The 24,028-nt window shown below is 41.4% G+C and carries 35 protein-coding genes; 34 read left to right on the forward strand and 1 reads right to left on the reverse strand.

Features of this window, described 5'->3' with window-relative positions; translation table 11 throughout:
- Positions 1-68: 68 nt before the first annotated feature.
- The 17 genes from parM to ACU696_RS00370 all read left to right on the forward strand — a co-directional run bounded on the left by parM (position 69) and on the right by ACU696_RS00370 (position 13,513).
- A complete protein-coding gene (parM, locus tag ACU696_RS00290; RefSeq protein ID WP_109912989.1) occupies positions 69-1,040 on the forward strand; it encodes a plasmid segregation protein ParM domain-containing protein in 972 nt (323 codons plus the stop codon).
- 4 nt (positions 1,041-1,044) lie between these two features.
- A complete protein-coding gene (locus ACU696_RS00295; protein ID WP_109912988.1) occupies positions 1,045-1,431 on the forward strand; it encodes a plasmid partitioning/stability family protein in 387 nt (128 codons plus the stop codon).
- 80 nt (positions 1,432-1,511) lie between these two features.
- The gene (gene umuD / locus ACU696_RS00300) at positions 1,512-1,895 is read left to right on the forward strand and encodes a translesion error-prone DNA polymerase V autoproteolytic subunit (protein WP_447343005.1); all 384 of its coding nucleotides are present in this window, start codon (positions 1,512-1,514) and stop codon (positions 1,893-1,895) included.
- Between the two features lie 5 nt (positions 1,896-1,900).
- On the forward strand, positions 1,901-3,169 hold the full coding sequence (gene umuC, locus ACU696_RS00305; protein ID WP_210850865.1) for a translesion error-prone DNA polymerase V subunit UmuC: 1,269 nt from the start codon (positions 1,901-1,903) through the stop codon (positions 3,167-3,169).
- A 359-nt stretch (positions 3,170-3,528) separates the two neighbouring features.
- Complete coding sequence (locus tag ACU696_RS00310) at positions 3,529-4,572, forward strand: GIY-YIG nuclease family protein (RefSeq protein WP_210850866.1); 1,044 nt, start codon at positions 3,529-3,531, stop codon at positions 4,570-4,572.
- Between the two features lie 347 nt (positions 4,573-4,919).
- Positions 4,920-5,117, forward strand: coding sequence for a hypothetical protein (locus ACU696_RS00315; RefSeq protein ID WP_447343006.1), 198 nt, complete (start codon positions 4,920-4,922; stop codon positions 5,115-5,117).
- A 212-nt stretch (positions 5,118-5,329) separates the two neighbouring features.
- Complete coding sequence (locus ACU696_RS00320; RefSeq protein WP_226693742.1) at positions 5,330-5,620, forward strand: hypothetical protein; 291 nt, start codon at positions 5,330-5,332, stop codon at positions 5,618-5,620.
- 62 nt (positions 5,621-5,682) lie between these two features.
- Complete coding sequence (locus ACU696_RS00325; RefSeq protein WP_447343007.1) at positions 5,683-7,683, forward strand: ParB/RepB/Spo0J family partition protein; 2,001 nt, start codon at positions 5,683-5,685, stop codon at positions 7,681-7,683.
- A gap of 41 nt (positions 7,684-7,724) precedes the next feature.
- The gene (locus ACU696_RS00330) at positions 7,725-8,447 is read left to right on the forward strand and encodes a plasmid SOS inhibition protein A (RefSeq protein WP_094962793.1); all 723 of its coding nucleotides are present in this window, start codon (positions 7,725-7,727) and stop codon (positions 8,445-8,447) included.
- Positions 8,448-8,460: 13 nt separating this feature from the next.
- A complete protein-coding gene (locus ACU696_RS00335; protein ID WP_210850869.1) occupies positions 8,461-8,727 on the forward strand; it encodes a hypothetical protein in 267 nt (88 codons plus the stop codon).
- A gap of 11 nt (positions 8,728-8,738) precedes the next feature.
- Positions 8,739-9,224, forward strand: coding sequence for a hypothetical protein (locus ACU696_RS00340; RefSeq protein ID WP_210850870.1), 486 nt, complete (start codon positions 8,739-8,741; stop codon positions 9,222-9,224).
- Between the two features lie 530 nt (positions 9,225-9,754).
- Positions 9,755-10,006, forward strand: coding sequence for a hypothetical protein (locus ACU696_RS00345; protein WP_210850871.1), 252 nt, complete (start codon positions 9,755-9,757; stop codon positions 10,004-10,006).
- Positions 10,007-10,102: 96 nt separating this feature from the next.
- Entirely contained in the window at positions 10,103-10,441 is a 339-nt protein-coding gene (locus ACU696_RS00350; RefSeq protein ID WP_166685661.1) for a hypothetical protein, read from the forward strand.
- A 90-nt stretch (positions 10,442-10,531) separates the two neighbouring features.
- Positions 10,532-10,774: a hypothetical protein gene (locus tag ACU696_RS00355; RefSeq protein ID WP_109912981.1), complete on the forward strand. Its 243-nt coding sequence runs from the start codon at positions 10,532-10,534 to the stop codon at positions 10,772-10,774.
- A gap of 44 nt (positions 10,775-10,818) precedes the next feature.
- Entirely contained in the window at positions 10,819-11,628 is an 810-nt protein-coding gene (locus ACU696_RS00360; protein ID WP_247602713.1) for an N-6 DNA methylase, read from the forward strand.
- A 462-nt stretch (positions 11,629-12,090) separates the two neighbouring features.
- Positions 12,091-12,570: an antirestriction protein gene (locus ACU696_RS00365; RefSeq protein WP_210850872.1), complete on the forward strand. Its 480-nt coding sequence runs from the start codon at positions 12,091-12,093 to the stop codon at positions 12,568-12,570.
- Between the two features lie 76 nt (positions 12,571-12,646).
- Positions 12,647-13,513 (forward strand): LPD29 domain-containing protein, encoded by an 867-nt coding sequence (locus tag ACU696_RS00370; protein WP_447343008.1) that lies wholly within the window; start codon positions 12,647-12,649, stop codon positions 13,511-13,513.
- Between the two features lie 108 nt (positions 13,514-13,621).
- On the opposite strand, the gene ACU696_RS00375 is transcribed toward ACU696_RS00370, so the two are convergent.
- Positions 13,622-14,068 carry a transglycosylase SLT domain-containing protein gene (locus ACU696_RS00375; RefSeq protein ID WP_210850874.1) on the reverse strand — a complete coding sequence of 149 codons (447 nt, stop codon included), beginning with the start codon at positions 14,066-14,068 and terminating at the stop codon, positions 13,622-13,624.
- A gap of 457 nt (positions 14,069-14,525) precedes the next feature.
- On the opposite strand from ACU696_RS00375, the gene ACU696_RS00380 reads away from it, so the two are divergent.
- The 17 genes from ACU696_RS00380 (at position 14,526) to traV (ending at position 24,016) form a co-directional block, all read left to right on the forward strand.
- Positions 14,526-14,915 carry a relaxosome protein TraM gene (locus ACU696_RS00380; protein ID WP_210850875.1) on the forward strand — a complete coding sequence of 130 codons (390 nt, stop codon included), beginning with the start codon at positions 14,526-14,528 and terminating at the stop codon, positions 14,913-14,915.
- A gap of 231 nt (positions 14,916-15,146) precedes the next feature.
- Positions 15,147-15,836: a helix-turn-helix transcriptional regulator gene (locus ACU696_RS00385; protein ID WP_094962784.1), complete on the forward strand. Its 690-nt coding sequence runs from the start codon at positions 15,147-15,149 to the stop codon at positions 15,834-15,836.
- 117 nt (positions 15,837-15,953) lie between these two features.
- Complete coding sequence (locus ACU696_RS00390) at positions 15,954-16,139, forward strand: TraY domain-containing protein (RefSeq protein WP_094962783.1); 186 nt, start codon at positions 15,954-15,956, stop codon at positions 16,137-16,139.
- A 247-nt stretch (positions 16,140-16,386) separates the two neighbouring features.
- The gene (locus ACU696_RS00395; protein ID WP_094962782.1) at positions 16,387-16,761 is read left to right on the forward strand and encodes a type IV conjugative transfer system pilin TraA; all 375 of its coding nucleotides are present in this window, start codon (positions 16,387-16,389) and stop codon (positions 16,759-16,761) included.
- A 32-nt stretch (positions 16,762-16,793) separates the two neighbouring features.
- Positions 16,794-17,099 carry a type IV conjugative transfer system protein TraL gene (gene traL, locus ACU696_RS00400; protein ID WP_094962781.1) on the forward strand — a complete coding sequence of 102 codons (306 nt, stop codon included), beginning with the start codon at positions 16,794-16,796 and terminating at the stop codon, positions 17,097-17,099.
- A gap of 12 nt (positions 17,100-17,111) precedes the next feature.
- The gene (traE, locus tag ACU696_RS00405) at positions 17,112-17,684 is read left to right on the forward strand and encodes a type IV conjugative transfer system protein TraE (protein WP_094962780.1); all 573 of its coding nucleotides are present in this window, start codon (positions 17,112-17,114) and stop codon (positions 17,682-17,684) included.
- Entirely contained in the window at positions 17,665-18,435 is a 771-nt protein-coding gene (gene traK / locus ACU696_RS00410) for a type-F conjugative transfer system secretin TraK (RefSeq protein WP_094962779.1), read from the forward strand. The genes traE and traK overlap by 20 nt, the downstream gene beginning before the upstream one ends.
- Positions 18,428-19,804, forward strand: coding sequence for an F-type conjugal transfer pilus assembly protein TraB (gene traB / locus ACU696_RS00415; RefSeq protein ID WP_094962778.1), 1,377 nt, complete (start codon positions 18,428-18,430; stop codon positions 19,802-19,804). The genes traK and traB overlap by 8 nt, the downstream gene beginning before the upstream one ends.
- Before the next feature lie 52 nt (positions 19,805-19,856).
- Positions 19,857-20,051 (forward strand): hypothetical protein, encoded by a 195-nt coding sequence (locus ACU696_RS00420; protein WP_094962777.1) that lies wholly within the window; start codon positions 19,857-19,859, stop codon positions 20,049-20,051.
- A gap of 8 nt (positions 20,052-20,059) precedes the next feature.
- Positions 20,060-20,551 carry a transcription/translation regulatory transformer protein RfaH gene (gene rfaH, locus ACU696_RS00425; protein ID WP_094962809.1) on the forward strand — a complete coding sequence of 164 codons (492 nt, stop codon included), beginning with the start codon at positions 20,060-20,062 and terminating at the stop codon, positions 20,549-20,551.
- 12 nt (positions 20,552-20,563) lie between these two features.
- A complete protein-coding gene (locus tag ACU696_RS00430) occupies positions 20,564-20,920 on the forward strand; it encodes a hypothetical protein (protein ID WP_094962776.1) in 357 nt (118 codons plus the stop codon).
- 8 nt (positions 20,921-20,928) lie between these two features.
- Entirely contained in the window at positions 20,929-21,162 is a 234-nt protein-coding gene (locus tag ACU696_RS00435; RefSeq protein ID WP_094962775.1) for a hypothetical protein, read from the forward strand.
- Between the two features lie 114 nt (positions 21,163-21,276).
- Positions 21,277-21,534, forward strand: a complete 258-nt coding sequence (locus tag ACU696_RS00440; protein ID WP_094962774.1) for a hypothetical protein — start codon at positions 21,277-21,279, stop codon at positions 21,532-21,534.
- 20 nt (positions 21,535-21,554) lie between these two features.
- Positions 21,555-22,247: a GNAT family N-acetyltransferase gene (locus tag ACU696_RS00445; RefSeq protein WP_094962773.1), complete on the forward strand. Its 693-nt coding sequence runs from the start codon at positions 21,555-21,557 to the stop codon at positions 22,245-22,247.
- Positions 22,248-22,336: 89 nt separating this feature from the next.
- A complete protein-coding gene (locus tag ACU696_RS00450) occupies positions 22,337-22,945 on the forward strand; it encodes a GNAT family N-acetyltransferase (protein ID WP_094962772.1) in 609 nt (202 codons plus the stop codon).
- A gap of 105 nt (positions 22,946-23,050) precedes the next feature.
- Positions 23,051-23,374: a hypothetical protein gene (locus tag ACU696_RS00455; RefSeq protein WP_123382824.1), complete on the forward strand. Its 324-nt coding sequence runs from the start codon at positions 23,051-23,053 to the stop codon at positions 23,372-23,374.
- A 72-nt stretch (positions 23,375-23,446) separates the two neighbouring features.
- Complete coding sequence (gene traV / locus ACU696_RS00460; protein ID WP_094962770.1) at positions 23,447-24,016, forward strand: type IV conjugative transfer system lipoprotein TraV; 570 nt, start codon at positions 23,447-23,449, stop codon at positions 24,014-24,016.
- The last annotated feature ends 12 nt before the right edge of the window (positions 24,017-24,028 follow it).

The following is a 24,028-nucleotide window of genomic DNA, read 5'->3' on the forward strand; positions in this document are numbered from 1 at the left end:
TATTAATTCTCAAATTGAGTATTGGTTAATTATGTTTATTACTCAATTTGAGTAATATGTGAGGGTGTATGAAATTATATTGCGACGATGGCTCTACAAATGTGAAGCTGGCATGGTTTGATAATCAGGCACTTCAAACTAAATTATCAACGAATTCATTTAAAAAAGGGTGGAAAATTGAAGGATTAGGTGGAAAGGGGACTTTTAACTATGAATTGGATGGTCAAAAGTTCACTTATGACGAGGTCAGTGAGCAGGCAATTAGAACGACTCATATTGAGTATCAGTATACAGATACGAATGTCCTTGCTATCCACCATGCACTTTTAAGTAGTGAGCTTGAACCTCAAGATGTCGATTTGGTTGTCACTTTACCCATCAGTGAGTTCTATACGGCAGATTGTCAAAAGAATGAATTAAATATTCAGCGCAAGATTGAAAATGTTCTACGCCCCGTAAAATTAAATAAAGGAATAACCTTTACGATTAAAAGCGTCGAGGTGATGCCTGAATCTTTACCTGCCGTGTTAACTCAATTAGTTAATGATAATGTGGGGGAGTTTGAAAAGTCACTGGTGATTGATTTAGGCGGAACAACACTGGATGTGGGCGTGATTGTTGGTCAGTTTGATGGTGTGAGTGCCATTCATGGTAACTCTGAAATTGGTGTCTCAATGGTCACTCAAGCTGCGCTGAGTGCATTAAAGATGGCCTCCAGTGATACGAGTGCGCTGGTTGCTGATGAATTAATAAAACAACGCCATAATGACCAGTTTGTACACCAAATTGTGAATGATGAGTCAAAAATTCCGTTAGTATTGGAAACTATTGAGTCTGCAATAAAACAATTAGGAGAGCGTGTTGTCGATGAACTTAGCCAGTTTAAAAATGTGAATCGTATTTATCTGGTTGGAGGCGGTGCATCTTTGATTGAACCAGCGATCAGAAAAGCATGGCACCTGATTGATGATAAAATTACACTGTTAGACTCGCCCCAAACGGCTTTAGTTGAAGCCATTGCCTATTTTAAAGAGGATTAACTCGATGAGTCATGACCGGAAAAAATTTACATTATATCTTCACCCCGAAAACCCAGCGGACAAACAGGCTTTAGAAGTGATTGAGTCTATACCTCGTTCAGCTAGGGGGGAATTTTTCCGTCATGCATTTATCTGTGGTGCGGCATTACAACATCTCGATACTCGATTGCCTGCTTTGTTGGCCACACTCTTTAATGAGACATTGACGGCAGAACAGCTTGTGATGTTAATTTCCCAAACAACGGGTTGGAAACCGTCACAGGCTGAAATTCAGGCTGTCATCAAAGCGATTGGCGTTAGTTCAACGTTGAAAGAAGACAGCAGTATCACAGAGATAAAAGCGGATCAGCCTTTAGCGAAAGTGAAAAACAAGTTGTCAAAACTAGTGTAAAAAAAGTATTCGGGAGATTTGTGTAGTGTGAAAATATGCAGTATATTAATACTGTTTATTTATACAGTGTTTGGTAGCCTATGCAAATCCCTATTTTTGAAAGTCAAATTGCTTGCGGGTTTCCCAGCCCCGCTCAAGATCACATCGAGCGTCGTTTGTCGCTTGATGCAGAACTTATTCGCTATCCTGAAAGTACCTATTTTCTTCGTGCTTCAGGGGATTCGATGAAGGATGCGGGGATTTTTGACGGTGACTTATTAGTCGTTGAAAGTCACCTTACTGCCCGTCATGGGGAAATTGTCGTTGCTGAATACGATGGCGAATTCACCTGCAAGTACCTGCAAATCACACCGACTAAAGCGCTTATTCCTGCTAACAGTCAATTTCCATCTATCCCCATCAATGACGATACGGAAGTGAAAATCTTCGGTGTCGTTCGTTATGCCGTGCATACCTGTCGGTGAAAGACATGTTTGCGCTCATCGATGTTAATTCCATGTACACCGCCTGTGAATCTGTCTTTAGGCCTGATTTAAAAGGAAAGCCAATTATTTGCCTTTCGAATAACGATGGGTGCGTCATTGCGCGTTCAGCTGAAGCAAAACCCTATATCCGTATGGGAGCCCCTTATTTTGAAATAAAGTCGATTATCAAACAAAAGCAAGTGGTTGTTTTTTCTTCGAATTACCCGCTTTATGCCGATTTCAGTAACCGGTTTATGGCGGTAGTCGCTCAAATTGTGCCTCAAATTGAGGTTTACAGTATTGATGAATGTTTTTGTAACCTGACAGGCATGGGTGCGTTGTATTCCTGGCATGAGCTTGGCCATAAATTAAAAGAGGATGTATTCCGGTGTGCTCACTTGCCTGTAGGAGTGGGGATTTCCAGTACCAAAACGCTAGCTAAACTCGCAAATCACGCCGCCAAAACATGGAAAAAAACAGGCGGCGTCGTCGATTTAAGTTCACCCAATCGTCAAAAAAAACTCATGGCACTCGTGCCAGTAGGGGAAGTTTGGGGAATCGGCCGTAAACTGGCAAAACGCTTAAATCAAAGTGGGATTGAAACAGCCTTGGATTTAAGTCGGCTACCAACGTCCCAGGCACGTAAACTGTATTCCGTGGTTTTAGAGCGAACGGTGCGGGAGCTCAACGGGGAATCGTGTCTTCAGTTGGAAGAAATTGCGCCCGCCAAGCAACAAATTATTTGCTCTCGTTCGTTTGGCCATAAAGTCATGGACTACGAGTTAGTTCGCCAATCGGTGTGTGCCTTTGCTGAACGTGCAGCAGAAAAATTGCGCGAAGAAAAACAATATTGTCGGTTAGTGACATTGTGGGTACAGAGTAGCCATTTTTCTCATCATGAGCCGCACTATTATCGACAAGAAACCCAAGCCTTGGTTTATCCCACACAAGATACGCGCGAGATTATTCAAGCGGCCGTGACTTTATTTGACCGACTTTGGCTCCCCAATGTGAAATACAGTAAAAGTGGTATATTACTCAGTGAATTTTCCCCTTCTGGACAAGTGCAACTGAATTTATTTGAGAGTGGCCATCGTTTTCGTAAAAGTGGCGAGTTAATGCGGACAATTGACCAAATAAATCATGGAAAAGGCGCTATCTGGTTTGCAGGCCAGGGAATACAATCGCAATCCGCTTTATGGAAAATGAAACAGCAATTTCTTTCGCCGCGTTGGACAACTCGATTATCTGATATTCCTCGCGTTCGCTGCTAATTGTTCAGTGACTAATTATTAATCAATGGACTATTTTCTTCCGATATCATTTACTTGTTCTAACTATCCACATCCGATTAAGAAGTTATCCACTGATTTTGTGAATTCTTATCGTTAGAGGTTCATGACCAGAGCTTCATATTATGTACTAGATTAAATCTGTTTGTGTTTGATTTATCATTACTATACCGTCACAGTTAAGTTCCAATATCCGTAGAGTGCCAAATAGAGACGTTATAAATATCTCAAGCTTATAAAAATAGCGATTGGATAAGTTGACCGCTATACAACAATTCACTAAGTTGACTAAAACATTCATCATTATGAGGATGCGGATGATTATCACGATGGAATTCTTAATGGCCGGTGCAACTAAAAGAGGCTCCCATAAACGGCGGCAGATTGAGTTACTGGGAGAAAAGTGGCCGCCCATTAGCGGATGGAAGCAACGGGTAGTTGGTAAGGTCATTTCTGATGAAGCAGCGGAAGAGTTTATTAAATTAGGTACTGGAGAGGTTATTGATGAAACTCATGATAAATCTAAAACTCGATACTGGTTTAATGCCCAAAGCCCAATTGATATCTACTTGTATATCCTTGAACTTTCAAATGAATGCTACTACGTCGGATTAACCTCTAATATAAAAAAGAGAATGGATGAACACTTTAATGGTAAGGGGGCAGAATGGACCCGATTAAATACACCTCTTCGATTGATTCATACGATCAATACTGGAACTAAATATGCCTGTGATGCAGAAAAAATGGAGAATGAAGCTACTGTTTTGCTTATGCTTAAATACGGTATCAATAAAGTACGAGGGGGAGTTTATACTCAAACAGAACAGAAGTTAGTTGAAGCGCAATTACGTGCTCATGGAGTCTGGGAACGAATAAGGCAAACTGAGCTTGAAAAAAAAGGTTTTAATTTCGAGCTTAACTGGAGTGATGCACTGGATAATTTTCTTGATATCGCTTTGAACTATTACGATTCAGGCTCTCCGGAGCATATGCATGAAACAGTATTTGCGACCATTTTCTCTTTAACTCGTTACCCCTACTGGGATGAAGATTTTTCACCATGTTTAGGTTGGGATTTTTGGAATAAAAAAGGAATTCTTCCCGTTTTATTGTCTTTCAAACATGCTCGTGCGGTAGGAAGTAAATCACCTTCAGCTTATGACGTTCTTGCCGCAGCACTAAACAGAGGTAAAAATGGTAAACATCCTTTAAGGCGTTTATTCCTGCTGGGCTGGCAAGTTTTTCAACCGCCAACAACAGATAAACAGGCGGAGACCGTTACTCGGTTCATGTCTTATCTCGATGAAGATACAGAATTTGATCGGCAGTATGATGCCTTCGTATCAATACTTTTTCCTGAAATGAGAGCACTGTTGCGATGACAATAGCTAAAGTAGACTGCTTCCCCATTCTTAAAAAATAGGTATTCAGTATTTCAACGGCCTGTTTTCCTTATCATTAATACACCACATTTAAGCTGTGATGAGGATGGCGGCAATATCTCCTTTTTGCTCAATGAGGACATTGTAACGTTACCGTTACAATAATAAATATTGCCTTTATCTTCGCTCTTCATCCTATCCTTTATGTGACGGCCTGCGAATTAAGCCAGGCATTGAGCCAAACTTAATTCGACCCCCCTTTATCCACTTTGACGCACAATCGGTGCAGGTTCCCCGTACACTTTCGTGAGCCCAGCTTTTGAGGGCTGGCCTCACTGGTTCACCTCATGTGGACAATGTGGATAACCGGCTTGAAAGGTCAACCACTGCGCCTTTTTACGCTAACGCGTGGCGCAAAGGGCAGGGGTGCAGCTCCCTGCGGGACCGCCCTGACTCACTGCTTAGCTGCGCTAAGCGTTAATGGCGACTTGCCGTTCGCTTCTCTCGCTGCAAGTCGGGTGCTGCCATTTTCTTCACCTGTGTGATTAATCTTTCATCGAGCCCCTCCGCTTGGCCTAAAACATAGCCTCGTCTCCTCATACAGCAAGGGTTAAGTGAACTCCACCAAAATTCTTGCCGCTGCGCTTTCCAACAATTTTGTCTCCGCCCTTGCTTCCTTCCTCGTCTCGGCTATGTACGGCCTTTGCAGCGGAGGAACTCGACGAAAGAAATCATTAATACAAAGGAGGATTCAAAAATGTCATCACATCAAAACCTTGCAGCTCCAGAATCTAACGAAAGAAGGGTTACAACCCCACTGACGCATGAGCAGAAAGCCGATTTATTGCATTACATTGCGCCATTAACACGGTTATTAGAGTTGTTCGAGGGGGGGATTTCACCGGAGTTATACGACGAAGAAATCACGCTGCACAGTGATGCGTTCGATTCCAACAGTATTTTTATGAAAGACGGCTATCCGATTGGCTTTAGTGACAATTTAAACAACATGTTCTATCTGCGTCCTGAACTCATTCAGGCATCTTAGGTGCTAAGGGAGTTGTTGACCCTCCCTTAGCTTAGACACAATAAACTACATAGGTGATTAATATGTCTACATTAGAAACTATCATTAACCCAAAACAACGTAAAGCAAAAAAAGGTGCAAAATCGGCTCAGGCCGACGCGATTTATCAGGCATTAGACAGCATGGAAGCGCATGTGTTGCCGTTATCGGTATTGGTACAGAGTGAACTCAATGTCCGTAAACGCCCAATCGATGAAAAAGCCTTGTCAGAACTGGCAGACAGTATTCAAGCGGTCGGGGTGTTACAAAACTTGGTGGTTTACCCGATGGACAATGACGTCTACGGGGTTGCTGCGGGTCAACGTCGTTTACTGGCGTTACAACAATTGGTGACAAAAGGGCATTTAGCGTCGAGCTTCCCTGTGCCCGTCAAAGTGGTTTCAGAGTCCGATGCGCTGATTATTTCCCTGACGGAGAACAGCCAACGTGAAGCCATGCATCCAGCCGACCAACTCCATGCTTTTATCGAGCTACAAAAAACAGGGAAAAATGCGTCTGAAATCGGTGACTTGTTAGGGTTTAGCACTCACCACGTGAAAAAATGTCTGCGTTTAGCAAACATGGCTCCCGAGCTATTAGCCGAATTGGATGCGGACAATATCACCCTAGACCAGCTGCAAGCGTTAGCCGGAACGCCTGACCATGACCGCCAAGTCATGGTATGGAACAATGCCATTGGGTGGAAAAAAGAGCCACGTTACTTACGTGAAGCGATTGAAGAAACCAAAACCCCCGTCGAAAATAATCGCTTGGTGAATTTTGTTGGATTGAATGCCTACGAGCAAGCAGGGGGAACCCTTGAAATTGACCTCTTTACCGAAGCCGGATTTATTGAAAATGCGCCACTATTAGAAAAATTGGCGCTCGATAAACTCACTGTCTGTGCGGAACTGTTAGCGGATATTGAGGATTGGCAGTTCGGTATTGCCCGTTTAGAACGTCCGAGTTTTTACGGTAATGACGGGGAAACCTTGTCACTCAGTCATGCGCCCGAGACGGTCATTCCCCCTGAATTTGCGGATTTACTGGCTGAATTGCGTGCTCGTGAAACAGATTTACGTCAGCAATCATGGGAAACGGATGATGAAAATGAACAAGCTGACCTTTGCCAAGCCGTGGCAGACTGTGAAAAGCAAATCGAAGACATTAAAGATCGTACCAAAAATCAGGCGTGGACAGCAGATGGAAAAGCAACAAAAGGCGTAGTGGTCTACCTTGACCGTGATGGAGAACCGTGTGTCATCCGTGGCGTCATTGACCTAGAGCAGCAGGAAACGCAGAACAGCGAAGAGGAAAGTACCACTGAAAATCTGAGTGAGCAATCAACGACTCAAGTTGAGACGGTTTCTACCTACAGCGCAGCGTTGTGCAAAAGTCTCTCTTCTGAGCGCACGTTAGCCGTTCAAGCGGCATTAACACAGCACCCGAACGTGGCACTGGCGATTTTGGTTCATGATGCGTGCATTCAGGTGTTTGGTTCAGGGTATGCCAAAACCGCGTTTAACATTAAGTTTTCATGTACTCAGGACGAATTACTCAAAAATGCCCCGACAGCCCAAGACAGCGAAGCATTACAATTACTCAATACGCAATTTGAGTCATGGTCAGCCCGTCTCCCCGAAGGGTGGCAATCCGATTTCTCATGGTTGTTGTCATGGGAGCAAGCGGATTTAGTCGCATTACTGGCGTTTTGTTCCGCGCAAACGTTGAGTGAAGTGAACCATCATGCTCCGCACGATAACACGTTAGCTAAAGCCTTGCGTCCAATTGAACAAGCGATTGCCTTCGATTTTCGCCAGTGGTGGCAACCGACGAAGGCCAACTTCTTTGGTCGTATCAGTAAAGACCAAATCAGTGATTGTTTAGCCGAGGCTGGCGCATCAGATAAAGCCCTTGAAGCCGTCAAAATGAAGAAAGGGGATGCCGCTGAGTTGGCTGAAAATACCCTTAAAGATACCCATTGGTTGCCGAGCTGTTTTCTAGATGCAAACGCTGACACTCACCACACCGATAACGCGCAATAATCATACTGGAGACACTGCCCGAAAGGGCAGTGTGAATCATCATGACAACGATTCCAAACCATTTAGCTCTTGTTCCCTTTAATGACCGTCAATATGCCGCTGCAAAAGCCATCCTTTTTGTCGAAGATAAAATGCAAAAAGGGCAATACCAAAAACGATTTCCCTATGCCTGTGCGTTAATTCGCATTTTTACGGGGAATAAAGGGGCTATAACCGCAAAAGATTTGCACACTACGTTGGTGTTATCTTTTGATGACAAGCGCGAAATGCCATCAAAAAATCGCTATCTTGCCGCCCTTGATACGTTTATTCAGTCCCGTGGTTATATTTGTCCGTTGCCGTTGTGCGATCATCATGTGCGCGATTTTTTTCCTGAGCTGGATTACCGCGACCGTGAACGGCAGGGGCGAAAAATTCAGTCTCAAGTCCAAGTTGTGAGCCGTGCCCGACAAAAAGCCCAAATAAAAGCGCAGCAACAGTATCAAAATCGATTAGCTCAAGCTGAAATTGAGTTAGCCTTTATTACCCCCAGTGAATTTAAATCGTGGTACAACCGGTTTAATCATGATGGGATTGAAGAGTATGATTTGATTGAATTGCTTGTAAACTGGACGACGCGATTTAACAATTTAAACTTGAGAAAATACCTTGATTTTGCCCCGTTGTGGTCGGCTCTCTTGGATTTCAATGACGATATCGATACCCGATCATACGGTGAGCAATTATTGGATAATTATGCCATTCCCAATAAATTAATCGGTTAAAAGGGTGTTGACGATGAATGAATGGAATGTGGTTTTACTCGAAACTGAAGACAGTTTGGTTCTAATGATGCGCGGTGAACACACAAAAGAAACGGTCATTAATTCGGCAATTGCTGCGAATGAAATTTCACAGAGTGACCGCGAAACGTGGTTAGCCAGTGAAGATATCAACGTGGGGTATTACAAGGCGGTGCCTAGAGAAGGGTATGCGACCTATTATTATCCGGTCAGTCAGGACGTTAAAGGGGCATTTTTAGCCACATGTCTTGTGCTATTTTAAGGATGAGATAAGTGAAAAATATTGAAAATGATGTTACTGAAATCACCGAGCAGCAGCGGTTTGAGTTAGCCTATCAGGATTTATGCAAAATAAAACACGGCGTAAGAACACGCTATTTTGCTGAAAAAATGGGACTTTTCGTTTGGTTTTTGACGTTAACTGTCGGGTCTGTATGGCTGATCTTGGCGAATTTACCGATTGTGGGCTTAGTTGTTCCCGTGGTACTGGTCTATTGGTGCTTGAGCATCACTCTTTTCATTAAATTAAAGTTATTTCTCATTTTAAATAGTGAATGGAAACTTAATGCATTATTACATCAATATACACCAATGAATGTCGAATTATACCGCGCATTGCAAGAAAATGTTCGGTATTCACCCGAACATTTTCTTGTTGAGCTTAAGATCTGGTTAGCAAAAGAAAGTCAGTATTTCGGTTTAAAACCAGTCTATACGGTTAAAAAGAGATTGAGTTTTACTGAGCGAGTGATTAAGTAAGTTACAGCTTTAATTTTAATAACAATGAGTTAAGAGATTTTTAGCATAAACATAAAATAACCCCTTATGGGTTCCTACGGCAGCTCGACGTTATCGAGCTGTCGCCTACACTCCAACGCCATTCGTTTTACGAATGGGTTTCCGCAGAGCCGCAAGCGTCTCTGTCCTTCGGATAGCAAGCGAAACCTAACTGCACGGCATTTCGTGCTTCGCACGGCCGTTAAAGACGCCACGCGTTGCGTGTCGGCCGATTACCTCCTCATCCGACGGTTATTTTCTTACTATCAGCCCATTCGCTAGGGCTATTGATTACGCCCTCAAGCTCAAGAACTTGCAAGGGTTCGCTTCGCCGCGTTGCGCCCCTGCAAAACCTTTCCCTTGTTGGCTTCATCGCCCTTGCCGCGACTGAACTGACAGTAAGATGAATTAACACTTTCAAAGAGAACTACGAGGCCATCGGTGAACGTCAACACCGCCACGCCAAAACCTCCAGAAAGATGAGTTAAAAGCCAAAAACAAGGAGTATCACCATGAATTATCAAGTTTTTATTGCAGAAATCCATAAGCAAAATGTAACAGGGCAAGCGGATGACGTTTATCACTTCAATTCCATTGCTGAATTCTTCACTTTTCTGAGAAAAACGAAATTCGCGGAAAAAATGAACATGAATTACCAATATGCCTTAACCGATGGAACAAAAAACACCGATTTAACTTACCGCGAAATTGAAAGCGCCAACCACCTTAAACCGTTTAAAAAACGGGTTCGCCAATACCGTTAAAGCGACCTATTGAATAGCGCGAAATCGTAACGCGCTATTCAATATCGAGCCAGTTCGATATTGAACCCACCACTAAATCATAAAAGGAGAAAGAGTATGTATCACGCATTAGAGCAGTACGAAACAGACAGTTACCAAGAAACCCAAAGCGCGGAATTGATGTATTGGATAGGGCGTGAACAAGCGGCTAAAACAGCCCCGACAGAAATCACCTTAATGCAATTTATGGATGCGTTATCCGTTATGCCCCCGTTAGATTGGCAAGGCAATAACAATACAGAATCATTTAAGTTGCAAGAAATGGTCATGGGGAACGTGACTGACATTTTTGTCAAAGTGGACGGGCGCTATTTCACGTTTAGGGATGTATCAACGTTATCTCACGCGCAAATTATTTCGCGTGTGCGTTGTGCTGGATTACTGGCGCAACAATGAAAAAAGCAGGCTTGCGCCTGCTTAATCCGTGCCTTGGGGAACTTTTGCGAGGAACTCAAGGCATATCATCAACTCAAAGGAGAAACTCCGATGAATTCAACAATCATGGCATACGCTGCCAATCCTGTAAAGCCCAAAATGCCCGTCGCGTCAAAACGTCGGGTCATGCGTCACGATATCGCGATTAGTGATATTGAGCCTACCTATCGGGCAATGGCGCGACATATCGACAAACAGCTTAAACGCAAACAGCCCGTTCGCATCCCTGCAATGAATAACCATTGTTTAGGGCAACTCTTGCGTTGTTTGGAACTGCGTAAATCGTGGATTTAAGTTAACTCACTGCCCCTTTTCAGGGGCAGTTTTGGAGCGTCGATATGTCACAATTGAGTTTTTTTGATGTAGATTTAAGCCAACCCGTGAAAACACCCAGTCCTATCATCTCAGGCTCACCCAATAAGATAGACACAAAGACAGACAAAACAGTCGAAAAAGCAACCCTAACAATGGCTAACACCAAGTCAAAGCGTGATTTTCACACCGAGTTTATTCAATTATTTAATCAAACCGCACGTTATCACAGTCGCTTAGATGTATTTCACGATTTTATTCATGTTGCCGCGATTTCATTAGAAAACAGTGTAAAAAAATGCGAAGAATTGGAACAAACCTATTTTAAGGTGATTGCGCGTTATGAAAGCGCTGATTTGGATGCGTTTGCGAAACTATTAGCCCTTTGTGTTAACGCCTTAGACCAACAAGCCACCGATTTTTTAGGCGCGGTGTTTATGTCACTTGAGTTAGGCGAAGGGGCATGGGGGCAATTTTTCACCCCGTTTCATATCAGCCAGCTAATGGCAAATCTTATTATCGGTGATTGCAGCACGATAATTGAAAAAAATGGCTATATCAGCGTGTCCGAGCCAACGTGCGGGGCGGGCGGAATGGTGATTGCTTGTGCCAATTCTGTGTTACAACAAGGTTTTAATCCGCAAATGCAAATGATCGCAGTGTGTACCGATATTGATGAGGTTGCCGCCCGAATGTGCTACGTCCAACTGGCATTATTGGGGATACCTGCCATTGTGAATATTGGCAACAGTTTAACGCTGGACGTTCGTCAAACGCTGTATACCCCGATGTTAATGTTAAATTCATTTCGCTTTAAATCCTTTTTAACAGCCTAATTCACGTTATTTCAAGGGGATTTGTTCCCCTTTTTGCGCATCGGCTTAATCCTGGCATCGAGCCAGGCTCAATCCGACAACACCAACCCCTGCGCCTTTTTACGCTGGCGCGTGGCGCAAAGGGCAGGGATGCAAGCTCCCTGCGGGAGCTGCTCCTGATAAACCGCTTAACGTTGTTAAGCTCAAAGGACGCCTTGCGGTTCGATTCTCTCGCCGCAAGTCGGGTTGCGTCATTTTCAGCCACAGTGTTGTTAATCTTTCGCCAAGCCCCTCCGCTCGGGCTTAAACATAGACTCAACTCGTCATCCAGCAAGGGTAAAATGCACTCCAGCAAAATTCTTGCCGCTGCGCTTTCCAACAATTTTGCCTCCGCCCTTGCTTCCTTCCTCATTTCGTCTATGCACGCCCTTTGCAGCGCAGGAACTCGACGAAAGAAATCATTAACCCAAAGGAGGCACTAAAATGACTCAACAACAAAACCTTGCAGCGAGAGAATCTAACGAAAGAAATGGAAAAGACCAAATCGTTATCACGACTATTGAGGTGAAGAATGCTCAAGCTCGTTTAAAATTTTTACCTTCAAAATTAGGGCGGTACTGTATTGCCTTTGAAAATGCAATCTATAACTGGATGACTCGGAACGCCGTAGCCTATAACGGCGGTTATTGGGATTTTTATACGTTGTCGAATGGCGGTTTTTATCTGCAACCGACAAAAGGCTATATGCTCACTTCACCGAATGGATTTATGGACGATGTAAGTGCTCAAGAAGCGGGAATTATTGTCACCTTAATGATGTTAAGCCATTTTTCATTTGTGACCTATGAAAAAGGGCATCACGAAGATTGTGAGCGTATCTCTGCTTATTTTCATCAATTACGGGATTTTATTTTCACATTATCCCCTGAATCACAAACCAAAATATTAAACGCCATTGATTAACACTATCCCGCGCAAGTCTCAGACTTGCGCTTCATTAAACATCATCAATCAATAAATCAGAAAAAGGTAAATGAATATGGAACAGCAAACATTATTATCGGTTGGTCAAGTGGTTTACACTAATTTATATAATCTCGGCAAGGGGGTTATAGTTAATATTCATGGCGAGCAAAAACCACAAAGCATAAAGAATATGTATAATGTTATGGTCACAGGGGGCAATGCTGAATTTGATATCGTATTCTTTAATGGGAATAAATCAAATCGTTTACCGGAAAGTATTTTACACGGCGTACAATGGAAAATTGAAAATGAAACGGTTGATAAAGAAACAATTAAATCATTAATTGAAAAAGCTGAGGCACATGAACAAGCAGAAAAATCCGAAGAAGAACGAAAGATAAATGAATTTAAACAAGGTGTCGAATTCCAAAAAAGCAACAAAGAATATTCGCACTTAACACAGATAACCTCTAATTCAGATAAGGAAATCAAAATCGTCGGTAAAAATATCCGCGCTGAATTAAAAAAACATTTTCCAAAAACAAAATTTTCAGTTCGTAAACAATATTACAGTACTTACCATGTTTCATGGACAGATGGTCCGACAGTGGATGAAGTCGAATTTTTAATCAATAAATATGAAACATCGCGTTTTGATAGTTATACCGATTATCATTATAGTGAAACATCACCTTTTAACGTAGTTTATGGTGGTGCTGATTATGTTTTCACACATCGGGATTACAGTGATGAAATAATAGCATTGGCAATCAAATCATTGATTGATAAATATGGTGAGTCTTATGAGTTTGATACCGAAATTATGACGGTTGAAAATTATCATCAAGGAATATTATACAAAATAGGACGAGAACAAATTATTGGGAATGATGGGATAGGTGGAGAAATTGGTCGAGTATTAAGAAAAACCAGTTATTAAAGAAAACGCGCCATAAAGGCGCGTTTCTCGTTTTAATACTAAGCCACATGCATTACTTAATATCAAACATGATTATAGCGTTAAAAATAGAAAGTAAAAGGAATAAGTTTAATTATTTTTTTTAATGTTAAGATAAATGTGATAGACCTCAAGCGCGTATTGATTTCTTTTTTGTTCTTGAGCCTCGGATTTTTTCAATCCTGCATTATAAGCCCCCACACCTTTCCAAATATCCCCTTGTATGCGAATAAATTTCGCGAGATAAAATGCACCCGTATAAATATTCATGCATGGGTCTTGCCTTAAATGATTTTCAGTAATGCCATACTGGGCTAATTCATTAAAGTTTTGCGAATGAATTTGCATTAATCCAATCGCGTATCGTGTCGATGATGCTTGATTAATTGCATTCGGTTGGAATGAACTTTCACGAAAGGCAACCGCGCGTAATAAATCAGGGTCAATTTGATAATCATTTCCTGCTTTATCATAGCAATCAAACGAAAATGAAAAAGGTGAAAAAAATAACGCAATGAGAATAAAGATCATTCGCATATAAACCCCATGAAATAATAAATACGCTTAACTCAGAATCGCCCATTTTAATTAAAAAATAAAGCACTATTTTAATGCGAGCCAAAAGAAACGAGGAGCAATAAATACGCTCCTCTGAAAGAAAGACATCACACACTACGCAAAATTTCATTTTGCAAGAATTTATCATTAAATCAGGGTGTTAATTAAAAATAAATGGGTGAAAATTTTAAAAACCTTCGTGTTAAGTGCTAAATGAGTGCTGGAATGTGGCTAAATTAGTGCTGTTTTGTGGCTATTTTGTGGCTAATCTAATTAAAACATTAAGTTATAATATACAGTGCTCCATTAGTGCCTAGTTGTTAGCACTAATAGAGTGCTTAAAAAAATTAAGGTTAGCACTTCTAAAGCACTAATAATATGATACTATTGATTTTAATAGGCACTCAATTAGCACTCAAATAAATAGGTTAAATAAATGGCAAGACAAAACGTATATATGTCACAAAAAGTTTATGATGCAATTAGAATGATTGTTGATGAACGGCGAGCTGATGGCGCAAGCCATGCTGATGCAAATATGTCGAGTGTTTGCTCAGAAATGCTGGATATTGGTGTTCGTGTCACAATGAATTTAAAGAAGAAAGCAGGTGAAACAGGTGATGATGGAATGACATGGGAAGATCTCTATAAAAAACAAATGTTAGAAGATTCAGCAAAAACGCGTCAATGTATTCAAATGATTTTTCAGATGCTATTTAATATTAACGAAATAAAAGAAGATAGCCGCTATGATTTTAGGGAGGGTATAACTGAAATGAAGCGTGAGACAGAAATGCTGATTAATAGTTTTTTTCCGGAAGATTAAGTTAAAATAAATGTGGTTTCTATTTACTCTAGAATAATATTTTACTATGTAATTTTGACAATAAATATCACATTAATTCAAATTAATAATTGATTGTTTATTTAATTAAAGTTATTATTTAACAATGCCAACATGATTGGTAAATCATAAAAAATATGAATCGCTCAATAAAGGAGTTCTGACCTCCCCTATTGAGCTAAACAGATAACCTAGCCTAAAGGAGATGGTTAAATGTCTACATGTGATCCTATTGATCTAAACGCAATAAAACAAGAGGTTTTGCTCGATTTTTTTGATTTTCATCTTAAAAAAGAGGAAGTATGGGCCATTTTAAACGAGAACTCTGTTTTTTTAGCTTCCAATTTGTTCAAGCTAACAGGTATTGAACAATTTTTATATAACATTTGTTACCCTTCATTTTCTAATCTTCTTAATAGTGATTTTCTGAATGTAACCTCAAAGAACATTGTGGTTTCTTTCCCTTCTTATTCTCTTAATCATCAATTAAAGGAACCTCCTATTTATTTTATTCAAATTTCAAAATTCAATGATGATTCGTTTTTTTTAAAAGCCATGAGTTTATTTTCAAATAATTTAAGTCTTTATGATATTAATATAATTAGTAAAAACAAAGATATTGAAAAAATCCCTTTAGAAAGGTTTAAAAATGTTAATCCATCTGATGAGTTGTTAGAGGATGAATGGAAAATAGCATGGTTATTTATTTCAGGTATGTCATATAGACAAATCGCATCATTTCTAAATTTTTCTAGAACTACTATTGAAAATAAAATGAAATCTGTATATGGAAAACTGGAATTGTTAGGTGAGGGAAACTTTAAATATGTTGCTGAAGTTTATTCATGGAAAAAATACATTCCTCGTGATTTATTAAAGGATTTCTTTATACATCTATTCTAATGAACTTGGACGGATGCCCCATATTTGTAACAATCTGTAAATGTGGGGCAGTTGTCTAATTCCATTATTTTTTTTATTAGATATAGTGTTTAAAATTTCACTTAGGAATTCACGTTAATGACAACTGAAAAATTTAAGGCGATAAGATTAACTATCCCTATTTCTTCTAGAATTCATGAATTGTTAGCTAATTCAGCTAAATCAGCTGGTCGCTCTAAACAAGATGAAGCATTATTAAGACTTGTATATAGCCTATACAATGAATCTGAAATAACAGGAAGTTACTGGGATATAGCTAAATAAATTATTTAAATTTTAATTTCTTGATTTTATAAACTGTTAAATAAAAAGACAGCGGGAAGACTTTGCCATTAAAAAATGGATTTGTCGGGCTGGGGCGGTAGCGCATTCAATTCATCATGTTTTTATCACGCTTTATTTCTTTGTGTTTAATGAAGGAATAAAGCGAGCTAAAGGCTCAGTTACTATCTAATACTCTTTAAGGGTTTATTTTGAAAATAATGAAACATCTATTAACAAGGAAATTGCTATGTCACAACTGACTATCGAAAATACGCCAGCCCGTAAGAAGGGATTATTTAAACGTGCTATTGATGCGATGAACTTTAAACTGGGAAAAACTTTATTCCGTTTAATCGGTTTACCGATGATGGCATTTTTAGTCTCTAAAGGGGCAATGGCGGCGGATGACTTAATGGCCGCGGGGCGTGAAGATGCAGAAGCGAGCTTCGGGGAAGATTCAACACTGATTTATTACTTCATGTTAGCGGAAGTGGTGTTGGTCTTCTTAATGTATTTACGTAATCACAACCCAGCGACATTCGTGTTAATCCCTGTGTTCTTTGTGATCACCGGTATTATCTTTGCCATTATCCGTGCCCGTGCACCAGGCGTGACACCATAAGAGACGTAATTTGGTATTGAAGGAACAGCGTAATGGAAGAAGAGCGCGCTAAGCGATTCATCTTTCCTCAGACGCTGACGGAGCAAAGCCGTCCAATCGGCTTACCGCTCGATGAAACCTGTGCCATTGCTCTCCCATTATGCTGGGGAGTCATGGACAAGCAATATATTGCAGGGGTTGTCGTTGGCGCTTTGCTCTGGTTTGCACTGAGGTATTTCAAAAAAGGGAGGGGAACAGATTGGCTGATTAATGCGTGTTACTGGTATTTGCCTTCCTTCTGTTTTCAGGGAATGTACAAACGACTTCCCGACTCCGCGTTCAGGCTCTGGTTAAAATAACAGGAGGTCACGGTGAAACTGAGCGCAGCCAAATCTGCCCACAAATTCACATCACTCATTTTCATTATATTAGTTTGCTTATTAGGAGGAAGCATTACAGGGAATATTCTGGCGTGGTCGAATATTGCCACTTTAATTGATAGCCGTGAAATGACCTATATCCCACAGTTCTTTGAAACCCCGTTTACCCTAAGTCGTTCGCATGCGGATGCCAACTACCTCGAACAAACCGCACAGTCGTTGATTTTCTTACGTTACAACGTATCACCAGAATCGGTTAAAGCTAATCACAAAGCCTTATTACGATTTTTTGATAATAGTCAGCGACCGCAGATGCAAGAGATTTTGGCTGAAGAAGCGAAACAAATCATTGAAAACAATGTCACCAGTGCCTTTTATTTGTCCGGAATGGATGTGTATCCCAATTCTGGCATTGTCGATATTCACGGTGATATCCAAACGTGGATTGGCAACCGTAAATCGCTACCTGAACGGGTGACATTACGATTAACTCTGAAGTACGCAAATGGGCTCACGACAATAGGGGGCTTTGAGGTACAAGTCGATGAAAAGAAGAAAAAGTAAGTTAAGTCAACTGGCATTATTGGCCCTGAGTTTGGGCCTCTTTTCTGCCTTCAGTTTAGCGGAGCCCGTTGCAACTTTACCTGTAAAAATTCCTGTTTCACCCGATTCACAAGTGCGTGTGGCCTTTAGTAACAGTGAGCCAAATATGTTGGTGGTGCCAGGCGACCGGATTGTCGCGATTGATAGTGCACAAGGCATGTTTATCAATGGCAACCAAAAAGGGGCAACGGGTCAGCTCAGTGGTGGCGTAGTGTTGATGACCACGCAAACCAAACCGTTTACCTTTTATGTCCGTACCGCAGGCGGTTTGACCGTGTCAGTAGTGGCGGTTCCGCAAAAACGGGATGGTCGCGTGTTGCAGTTGGTGTCGTCAGTCCCTGCGAAACGTCCAGCCGCCAAACAGTGGGAACGTTCGTTACCTTATCCCCAAATGCTGATTGGACTGCATAAAGCATTACTCAACGGCGAAGTCCCGCAAGGTTTTGCAAAAGCACCTGTTACCGTTACGCCAACCTTGTCATTACCGTCGGGGTATGTGGTGTCTGCGGATGAAATGTGGAATGGCGGCGAAGTTCGGGTATACAAACTGGCGGTGCGTAACACCACGGCCAACGCTAAACCGATCACTGAGCGATTGTTTAATGCTCAGGGGGTAAGGGCAGTATTGATTTCGCCGTATAGCGAACAGGTGTTACCGGGTGCGACCGCAACCGTGTGGTTAACGGTGAGTAATGAGGTGACGCATGGCTAATTTAAATGTGAAAACGCGTCGTAAACAACTCGTGGTTTTTTTAATGGTCGCGTTAGGAGCCAGTGCCATTGGTGGGGTTGCATGGTGGTTCAGCAAACCCTCAAAACCCAAAACCAAACAAACGGTACAAAAGCCTGTTCCGAACATGACGGGGGTAGTCTCTTCCACCTTTGACCGTAAAGTCGGGCAAGCCGCCATGGCGGATTTGCAATCCACCGCATCACAAGTGGACAAGCAAATGAAAAGCGTGAACGCCCGAATCGAACGTTTAGAGCAGGAAAATAAAGCGTATCGCGACAAAATTGAGCAACAAGATAAAGACTTAACGACGTTGCAAGACCAGCTGAATGAGGTGAGTAATGGGTTGATCCATGGCGACAATACCTTACCTCAACTTCAACCTCAAACGCTGCCTGTTGGCACCATCCCAACACCGAATGGTCAAGCCAGTCAGCCGATTATCCCGCCGCCAACGGCATTTTATCAAGGCGGGCAATATCCCGTTGGGCAACCTCAAATCAATGTGAACCCAGTACTAAAGCAAGGCTTACATTCGATGACCATCGAGTATGAAGAGGATAAGGTGGATAACAGCTTACCCGCTTTACCTTATATCCCGTCAGGGAGTTTTGCTAAAGCGATGGTGATTGAGGGCGCGGATGCCAATGCTTCTGTCACGGGGAACAGTAATCCATCACCTATGCAGTTTCGCTTAACGGGTAAACTGATTATGCCGAACAATGAAGAGTATGACTTAAGTGGGTGTGCGGTGACGGCGGGGGTGTATGGTGATATTTCCAGTGAACGCGGACTCGTTCGTACAGATCGTCTGTCTTGTAAACTGTTTGGCCATACGATTGATATGCCCTTTAAAGGTCATGTTTCCTTTATGGGGAAAAATGGGATTAAGGGAGAACCGGTCATTCGAAATGGTGAGTTAGTCGGTTATGCCTTTGGCGGCGGGTTTATCGAAGCGGTCGGCTCAGGTTTTTCCAAAGTGGGGAGTGAAACCGTTGGTATCGGTGCCAGTAGCACGACCACGATGGCAGATGTGATGCGAGGCGGAGTCGGTGGCGGTGTTCAACAATCCGGAAAAATGTTGTCGGAATACTTCATTAAACGTGCTGAGCAATACCACCCAGTGATCCCGATTGGTGCTGGAATTGAAATCACTGTCGTTTTCCAAGAAGGCTTCCAATTGGAATTTATTGAACAGATGCGCAAAAAGAAAAGTAAGGATGCCGTGGCCGAACCTGTTCAGCAAACGCTCAATCAAGGCATTACGGTGACGAAACAAGCGTTACAAGAAATTTCACTCGGGGATGCGGTGCCATCCACAAATTACCCGCAATACCCAACACAACAATAACGTCTTTTACGCCTCCTTATCGCCAACACCAGGGCAATCCTAAGGAGCAGTTATGTTAACTCTACCCACTAAAACTAATACAAAAACGCGATTAAAAGCGATCCTTCTTATGGGGCTTATCAGTTCACCTGCAGTGATATTGGTATGTACCGACATCAGCTGGGATGGATTGCTTTTTCTCGCTATCTATACCGGTTTGAGTGCATGGGTGACTCAAATCTTAAATAACGACTCTCAACAAAAGTGAATGAACAGATGGATAAATGGTATTTATTGTATTGCAAAACAGGGCAAGATTTACGAGCGATTGAACATCTTGAACGCCAAGGGGTGAATAGTTTTTCCCCGCGTTATGAAGCGGAGAAAATGGTGCGAAATCGGAGACGCAAAGTGATGGAGCCCCTGTTTCCAAACTACTTGTTTGTGAAATTCGATTATGAAGTGATCCATTTTTCGACCATTAACTCAACACGGGGTGTGAGCTACTTTGTACGCTTTGGCAAACTGCCTGTGGTGGTGCCCGATGAAATCATTGCGACTTTGATGGTGCCAAATTTTATGAAAGAGGTGAGTGAGCAGCTACCGCAAAAAGGAGATGAAGTGGTCATTTATGACGGTATCTTTCAAGGTGTGCGCGCGATTTACAGTGAACCTGATGGCGAAGCGCGTTCGGTGCTGCTCCTTAACATCCTCAACAAAGAAGTGCCTCGTGTTGTTGAAAATCGTAACTTTGAAACTATCAAATAGAGTAGGTGAAAAATGTCTCCTGTTGCTTTGTTTTTTTCCTTTATCATCGGTCTAGTATTTGCTTTGATAGTTAGTTCATTTTTAAATGCAGGCAAAATAGTCATTGGATGGTGCGTAGCTGTCTTTGCATTAATCTTTGGTATCTTTTATATATTGATTTTCCAAAATGAACCAATAAATCCAAAAAAAGGTGAGTATTACGCAACACAATGCCAATTAATTGAAACCAATATTGATAATGGATTATTTCAGTCAAACACCAATAAGCTCAAGTGCGGTGATGTGATTGAAAATGTTACTGTCGAAAAATATCAAGAAGCCATTCAAGCCTACCAGAACAGCAATGTTCAGATGAATAAGCTAAATTAAAAGTTAATATGAAACGCAAATTAAAGATTAACTGGCTAGGGCGCTGCGTGGTATGTGGCAGTGAGAACAGTATTGTCGAAACCGAGTTTGGCTCAGAAGATTTCCTATTTGAAAAAGATAAAATTACCTGTGCAGGCTGTACTCATCAAGGCCTTGTAGTCGTTGAAAATGATGTTGCCTATGCAATTTGGAATACCCCTGAAATCAGGGAAATACCCGAAAAATGCGAAGAGAAGGATTAAATTCATTTCAGCCTTCGGGTTCGTATTCAGTCATTCTATCCCATTCATTTAATTACGTACCTGTCACTTTGCTCAATTTGATGACTTTAATCAGTGAGATTATGGAGATATTTAATGTTTGATAAACACGAGACAAATCAATCGGTAGTCAATAACTCAGCCCATAACCCAAGGCATTTAGTGAAAGTTACCGATAGGGATGGCAAAGTCACAGTAATTCAAATTGAACGTATTCATATGATTTCGACCTTTAATGGTGGTACGTTTATAGATTTGATAACCGGCAGTTATATTAAATTAAACCTATCCGTAGAGGAATTATTTGACCAAATTCAGTCTCACTTGGAAAAAATTCCAACATTGGATAATTAAGCGAATGGAGTAATCTCCTAATGACACTTTTAACTCAAATTACTCAACCGCATTTTTCAACTAAAAATACAATGACCGACATTGCGTTGATGATGAAAAGACAGCATATCCTCAATAACTATCATATTTCATTTTCAAACGAACTCGGCGAATGTGTTTGTCAGGCGTTATATAAAAATTCCGTTCTTGGTGTTGCAAAGGTTACCAGCCACACGGATATCGCACATATTCACAGTATTTCGATACACCCTTTTTTTCGGCAAGCAGGAATTGGACGAAAAATGATAGAACGTATCGTTAATGAGTTTTCTGGGGCGTTCACCACAGCCATTGCAGGGCGTGCGACTGACAACCTGAGTGTGAGCTTTTTTAGGGCGTGTGGGTTTGATGTTCAAAACAGTGGCGCAATAAAGCGGCGGCTTTCTTACGATATAGTTGAGCATGCAAAAACCTTTTTAAACAAACGGTTTTACGATGTCGTAAGAACAAAAACCTTTACCCTTGAAAAGGCAATCACCACATTTTCCGATGAACAGAAAGCCCAATTGATGTCTGAAACGGTAAATTGGTGGCTCTATCAAAATAGTAATGTGGATATTCACATCATCAATATTGAGTCAGTCGACAATACGTCACCAGAATGGTTGTTGGCGAATAAAAATAGCTCATTCTTTGGGGTTCGAGTCTGGTATCGGGTTAATAACCTGATTTAAATAGATAACGCTATGACCAATCCAAAGGAATATGTATTTCAATTAAAAGAGATGCGCACTTTTGAAAATGATGTTTATCGGAGAAATTCATGAAAATAATACCTAATCTTAAGTTGCGTTTAAATAAAAAACGAATGCTTCGAGATTATCGTACTTCTTATGTTCAAGATGGTGATAGCGGACTATGCCGAGCTGTTTACGAGGACTTTGTGTTAGGGAAAGCGGTTGTCTCAATACAAGGAGATGAATTATATCTCCACGATATTGTTGTTCACCCTCTATTTAGGCGAGAAGGTATTGGCAGCATATTAATAAAACGCCTTATTAACCAGTTTATAGACAGTGAAGTGCTTTGTTTTAAAGGAAAAATTGAAGATGAATCGATTTTAAGTTTTTACACGAAGCTAGGTTTTACCTTTGATAGTAATAACATGATATATCGCTCTTTAGAGGACAATACAGTGGAACAATTCATTAAATTTAAAGATTTTAATCCATTCACACTCTCGATGGAGCCCGATGGTTATTTTAGTGAGCAATTAGCGTGTGAAGCACTGAATTTATGGTTTGCAGAGAATAAGGCTTTGAATATTAAAATTATCAATATCGAAACAAAAGAAGATAAGTCATCCAGCTTTATCATGAGGACGGGACGATCGTTTCAAGGTATTCGCGTGTGGTATACGACAGGAATATAACATGCTCCCCAGCTTAAATTTAATTCTGCACAATCGTTAGAACCTTATTTATCACACAAATTGCATTATTACCCGTTACTTAACTTTGTTTCATTGGAGGGTGTTATGGCTAGCCTCGAGGAACGACTGTTTCAATTTAAAGTGATGCGTTGTTTTGTGATAGTTAATTTGTGCATCGTTGTCATTAACCTCATGGGATGCCTAGTTGATTATTTTACTTTGTCATTCAGGGATATTCCCTATATTTCTATATTGGTTTCCGTCAGTGCAATTATCGTCGTATTGATGATTGGTGACGATAGAAAAGCCAGCTTTATTTCAGGGAAAGTCGGATTTCCTTCACGCAAGAAAATGGTCCTATTTATCATCAAATGTCTTAGTGTTTATGTGTTTTTCTTTTCCGTAGGACTCGCCATTAGATTCAGTTAACTCACGTTTTTTATTCGATATTTCTTGTTGTTCTCTTCTTTTTACCCACTTCGTATTCAAAAAGGTTTAATTATGAAAAAGCTCCTCATTCTAGGCGTATTAACCCTGCTCGCTGGTTGTACTGCGGGCATGAAAGATTCCTTTGATTGCAATGCCACGGCGCAAGACAGCTGTATGACGATGGAAGAAGCCAACCAAAAAGCGGCACAGCAAAATGTGTCTTGGAACCATCCTGCTAATGGGGAGGGCACATCCCAAAAGCGAGCTGAGCTGCCGCGGTTAGCGCCGTTGGCAACACCTACCATACCTGTTGTAACAACTGCGTCTCCGGCTCAAACAGTTCGGACTGTGGTGCAGGATAATCGCGCTTCCTCACAGACAGTGAACGCGTTGGGGGCATTTGAAACAACATCCGCGCCCATAAAAAAATCGGTTCCGGCTAATTCATTACCTCCGATTTCACAGCCAACCCAAACGTGGTCGGGTTGGGCCGATATTGGTATGGCGCCCCCAGTTCGACTTCCCGCGAGTACCGCGCGATTATGGATAGCTCCGTGGATTGATGAAGAGCAAAACTTTTATCAACCGGCCGTCGTTTCCTTTGTCGTGAAAGAGGGCCAGTGGAAGGAGCAGTTACAATGACCCAAAAACGTG

Source organism: Providencia sp. PROV_01, from assembly GCF_053098325.1.